This is a genomic window from Streptomyces sp. F001, assembly GCF_004187715.1.
GTDB lineage: Bacteria > Actinomycetota > Actinomycetes > Streptomycetales > Streptomycetaceae > Streptomyces > Streptomyces flavusporus.
This window is the reverse complement of sequence record NZ_QZWF01000108.1, coordinates 1-5,018: the sequence shown is the minus strand read 5'-3', so window position 1 is coordinate 5,018 and position 5,018 is coordinate 1. Positions and strand designations below refer to the sequence as shown.

The 5,018-nt window shown below is 67.8% G+C and carries 2 protein-coding genes and 1 pseudogene; 1 reads left to right on the top strand and 2 read right to left on the bottom strand.

The genetic code is table 11. From position 1 onward, the window contains the following. Positions 1–27 precede the first annotated feature (27 nt). The gene (locus StrepF001_RS44450) at positions 28–477 is read left to right on the top strand and encodes a hypothetical protein (RefSeq protein ID WP_129803753.1); all 450 of its coding nucleotides are present in this window, start codon (positions 28–30) and stop codon (positions 475–477) included. Between the two features lie 2,417 nt (positions 478–2,894). Here StrepF001_RS44450 and StrepF001_RS49220 read toward each other — a convergent pair. Both StrepF001_RS49220 and StrepF001_RS44440 read right to left on the bottom strand, forming a co-directional pair. Beyond that, positions 2,895–3,605: pseudogene (locus StrepF001_RS49220) on the bottom strand (5'-methylthioadenosine/S-adenosylhomocysteine nucleosidase); the annotation flags it as partial. 232 nt (positions 3,606–3,837) lie between these two features. Then, a complete protein-coding gene (locus tag StrepF001_RS44440) occupies positions 3,838–4,425 on the bottom strand; it encodes a hypothetical protein (protein ID WP_129803752.1) in 588 nt (195 codons plus the stop codon). Between the last annotated feature and the right edge of the window lie 593 nt (positions 4,426–5,018).

The following is a 5,018-nucleotide window of genomic DNA, read 5'->3' as shown; positions in this document are numbered from 1 at the left end:
GGATGAGACGATCTCACTGGGGTAGACATGGCAGACGGGACCGATGTGCTGCTTGAGCTCTGGAAGGAGCAGCGCGAGGCAGATCGTCAGACGGAGAACCAACGGGCGACACTGACGAACATCATCATCATTGTCGTGGCAGCCGGACTAGGCTTCATCGCCCTCAGCGGTCTCCGCCCAACCATGCTCGTCGTGACGCTGCCGATGATGGCGCTCGGGCTCTACGGAGCGTTCGCTTGCCTCAAGTTCCATGAACGCTGTGCGTTTCATGTCGGACAGGCACGGGGGCTGCGTAAGAAGATCGCTGAGCAGTTCCCGGATCTGAAGATCGAGGCAACCTTGAGAGCGACATCCCGCGAGCAGCGCGGGCGCTTTCCGCAACTGAGGAGAATCCGGTTGTACGTGGTGTGGACCACGCTGCACGGTGCCATCGCAGCGGCTGGAGCCGGCCTTTCCATGTGGATCATCATTTCCTGATCGGCCTCCGCCTGCGCGCCCGTGATGCCCGCGTCAGCCGGTGAAGCTTCAGACGGCGCCATGGAGCCTCGAGGTCACTCGGAAAAGTGCAGCCGCTGCCGGAGCCACCCGAGGGCCCCAAGGTCGTCGGCGAGCCAGTTGTAGGCGAGGTTGGTCGCCGGCCGGGGTGCTCCGGTCGGCAGGGAGATCAGATGGTCTGAGGTGCGGTGGAAGACGGATTGACGGCTACTGGCTTCCCTCAGCCCGGCCTGGTCGCGCAAGGGCTGTAGTACCTCCGCGAGGACGAGGCTGACCTGGGGCGGGGCATCGAGCGGGCGTTCAGGGGCGGGGGTGAGGGTGTAGTACAGGCCACTGCCTTCGGGCCCGTCCTCCCTCGTGATCACCTGCCCCTCGGCGCACACGGGCAGAACGCTGTACAGGCCCAGGGCGGATCCGAAGCGGGGAAAGTTCTCGGCGACCAGGTCGCGGTAGCCGGTGACAGCGTCCCGGAGGACGTCGGTGAGGATGCTGACGGTCAGCTCGGGGGAGTAATCCTGCCAACGCCAGCGGTTGGCCGAGCTGCGCCGGTCAGGCAGAGGGCGTGGCGGGCTGAGGTCCTCGCCGTGCAGGCCGACGAGCCGGGCGTTGATCCAGCGAATGTCGTGTGAGTCGACCTCCGCGCTGCCGGACTGCCAACGGGACATCCGGGATGCATTGACTCTGTTCATCATCTCGGCGACGGCGGCCCGCAGGTCCGCCAGCGGGATGACCGGTTCGGTCCACCGGTGGTGCCTGATTTTCATGATCTGCTGGGCCAGGAACCATATTCTCTCCCGCTCCAGCGGAGAGCCTGCGGGCAGAGGAAGACGCCGTTGGCGCAGCAGCCGGGCCAGGGGCTCCGACAGCCGGTCGCGCGACCATCGCCACCGCTCCAGACGGCTGGCGGGCAGATCGAACGCGGTTCCTGACTGCCACCCGGCGGCCAGCGCGCCGTCCAGCGGCCTGTCGGGCAGGAGAACCAGTTCCGGCTGCGTGGCTTCCCGGGCCTCGCACAGGACCATCCCGCGGCCGCGTAGCCGCACGCCCCACTGCACGAGTTGGCCGTCGTGATGGTGCGCCAGTTGTGGGCCGCAAGCTCCAAAGCCGGCCAGGAACGCCTGGACGGCCTCGCGCAGCCGTCGTCCGGCCTCCAGTGACGGGTCGGTGCCCTCCTCCGGAGCGTCACGGTGCACGTGGAGATGGCGGGGGCGGTCGATCTCGTCGAGGATCCATGATGCGGCGGCCGGGTTGGCCCGGGCCAGGCGCAGCATCCACTGCTCGGCCGTCTCCTCCGACGCGGTGGAGACGGCGAAGGCGAGTGCGTATCTCCAGCCGGGGAAGGAGTGGGCACCGGCGGCTTCCTCCAGGGCGACCGTGCCGGAACGGAGAGCGTGGGCGGCGAAGTACTGCTCGAAGAGGGGCAGAGCAAACCGGAGACCAGCCTCGGCGTCCACGACCAGGCCGGTCTCAATCAGGGCCCACACCTGCGGATCGGTGCCGAACGAGGCGGCCGGTACCGGCTCCAGGGAGGTGAGGATGCGGGTGGCCAACTGGGCAAGCCGGTCCCAGGTCTGGTCGTCGGCCTGGGGCCGCTCCCGCTCGACGACGTCCCGGGCGAGGCCGGACAGCAGCTGCAGGGGAGAGGCGTCGATCTGTTTGCCGCCGGTGATGCGGGCGGCCATAGCCAGAACCAGCAGCGGGCTGGTCATCAGCTTGCGGGCTTCCGGTGTCCACGCCGCCCGCGGCGGCTCCTCACCGAGGACGCACCGCAAGAGGTCAGCGCCGCGCTCCCGCGGCCACGCATCGGCGGTAAGACGTTCTTCCGGCTCCGCCTTAACGCCCTCACGGCTGGTCGCCAGCACCCGCGCCCTCGGCCAGACCAGCACCAAGTGCCGTGCCTCGTCCAGGAGCTGGTCGGCCTGCCGGGGCGTGAGGCTGTCGAGATCGTCGATGACCACCCGGCACGGCCGGATCGGGTCCCTCCCGATTGCCTTCGTCACCGCGGCCGACAGCGAAGGGGTGACCGTACGGGCATCCAGCCATACGGGGACCTCAACCATGTCGTCGAGCTCCGCATCCTCAAGCCCCTCCTCCAGCCAGCGCCCGGCACGCTCGCTCTTGCCCGCTCCCATGGGCCCCACCAGCACCCGCACCTGGCCCTCCGGCACCACCAGCCCGGGCTCGGGGTGCTCGGCCATCCACTCCAGCACTGCCTCACGCCGGTGCGCCGGGACGGGGCGCAGCCGGACAAGCCGGCGGGCCTGCGCCTCCCGCCGGGCAAGGTCCAGTTGCTCCTGCCGGGAGCGCGACCCAGCTGCCCCCGCCTCGTCCGTCTCGGCCCCTGAAGATGCCGGAGCGGCCCCCTGTGCTGGGACATCTGCGACGTCGGTCGGTTCCAGTTTGTGGAGAACGGCGATGGCGGCCGCGGCGGCGTTCTTGGCGGCTTGTGGCTGGGAGCCCTCCGCGTCCCGCTTGTTCTTATCCGGGTCGGCCTTGTCGCTGATGCCCCGAATGATCAGCGTGTCCAAGGTACCGGTGAGGTGGGCGGCCTGGGCGACGCCGGCTCCTTCCATCTCGATGGCGGCAGCGTCGTTGTAGTGCTTGTGGATGTGGCGTGCGATCACGGACTCGGCGTCGGCGAGGACAACGTCCCCGACGGCGATCGGCTTGAAGTGGGCCCGGAACTCGGTGCCACGCAGGGCGTGGCGGGCGGCCTGCTCCAGACGGTGGGAGGCGTGCCAGGCCTCGGGGCGTACAAGGAAGCCTTCCGGGGTCTGCTTGCCCCCGTGAATGCCATACACCTTGGTCGCCACCACGACGTCGCCGATGTTGATGTCGTCTTTTAGGCCGCCCGCGACACCCACGAAGAACAGGGCCTGCGGGTTGAGCCAGGAGTTGACGCGCTCGGTGAGGGTGGCCGCCGTGAGGGTGCCCTCACCGATCTCAGCGAGGGCGACGTACCAGGGTGTTCCGGGGAGTCGGCCGCGTTCAACGCGGGTGCCAGAGGCGTGCACGAGTGTCTCGGTGTCGGTGAGGTGGGCCCGTACGGCGTCATACTCCACAGATAGGGCCGTGAGGATGACCGCAGTGGGGAGAGTGGTGTCTGCCACGTGACCAGCCTCGACCGTTCTTCTCTTGCGTGGGTGCAGAGCTCACCGTAAAGCACACCCAAGCCGGAACGAGCAATTCCGTGGTGGGTGTGGAGACTTGTCGGGGCCAGTCCGTCGGGCAGGGGAGCATCTGGCGGACATGCAGGGCAAGCGGGAAGCACGACGGGGACCCGTCGACGTCAGTTCCATAGGGACGGGCTCATCGACAGCGCGTACCCGATACCTCATGCCTCTATCGGTCGCCTGTACCGAGCATCCCGGCGTACAGGAGGATCTGGGCGGCGAGCCCGGCGATCGCCAGCGCCTCGATCACGGACATTCCGATCAGCAGTGCCCCGCCGCCCCCATGCACCCAGTACACGACGAGTGCGGCCAGTGGTACGGCGCAGAACGCCCCCTGATCGACCGCGCATTGGATGAGTTTGCGCGAGCGGCGCCGCGCGTCGGTGCGGTGGGTGGTCTCCCACTTGAAGACGACCTCGGACGTGTCGGAGCTTCCGGTCGCCGCCGCGAGACGCGGTCCCAACTCGTTTCGCACATAGTCGCCGATCGCTGAGATCTTCTCGTCGTTGACGAGGTAGGTCCATCCCAGGACCACACAGACCGGCGGCAACGCGAGCAGCATCTGCGGCTGCTTGGCCTGCGCGGCAGCGGCGATGACGGCGGCGACGGCCGCTAGTGTCACGTACAGCAGGTTGTCGCGGAAGCCGATACGGGCCTTCTGCTCATCCTTGATCGTCTGATACTCCGTGAGCAGCAGCTGCCCGACCGTGATCTCCGGCTCTCTCCCATTCACCTGTGTCTGCTGCTCCGACGACATGTTTCCCCCGCCTTCCACCTTCACCTTGCTCTGCCTTGAGCATCCCAGAGCGGGACAGCGGAGGGCCGGAGGAAGCAGTCAGAACCTTCACTCACGGTGTGAGTTCGAGAGTGGGGTCCAGGGAACGAAGTTCGTGCTGTCACCGATGTGCGGTTCTTGTCGATCAAGACTTGTGGCCCGTCACCCCATCCAGCGATCGCACCACACCTGTTGCGTCGACTACGATCACGGCCACTGTCGCTGAGCCGCATCAACGCAAGAGTCTTTACGCTGCAACAGCTCGTTTCCCCAGAGAACCGGCGGGCCAGTGCTCGAAGAGGACCAGCGGGCCGGGGAAGCAGACTGCGAGTTCCGCCCAGATCTCGCCCGCGCTATTGGTCGTGGAGGCTCCGAGCCCGGTCTCCGTGACGATGGCGACGTGACCTTCGCCTTCGGCCTTCCAGACCCGGAGGTGGGCGATCCCTCCGCTGGCTGCGCACGCCGATCGGAAAGGCCAGGCGGGTTCGTCACGGACGAGAGCTGCCCGCGCGTCGGGGACCGGGGGCAGCTCTCGTCCGTGACGAACCCGCCTGGCCTTTCCGATCGGCGTGCGC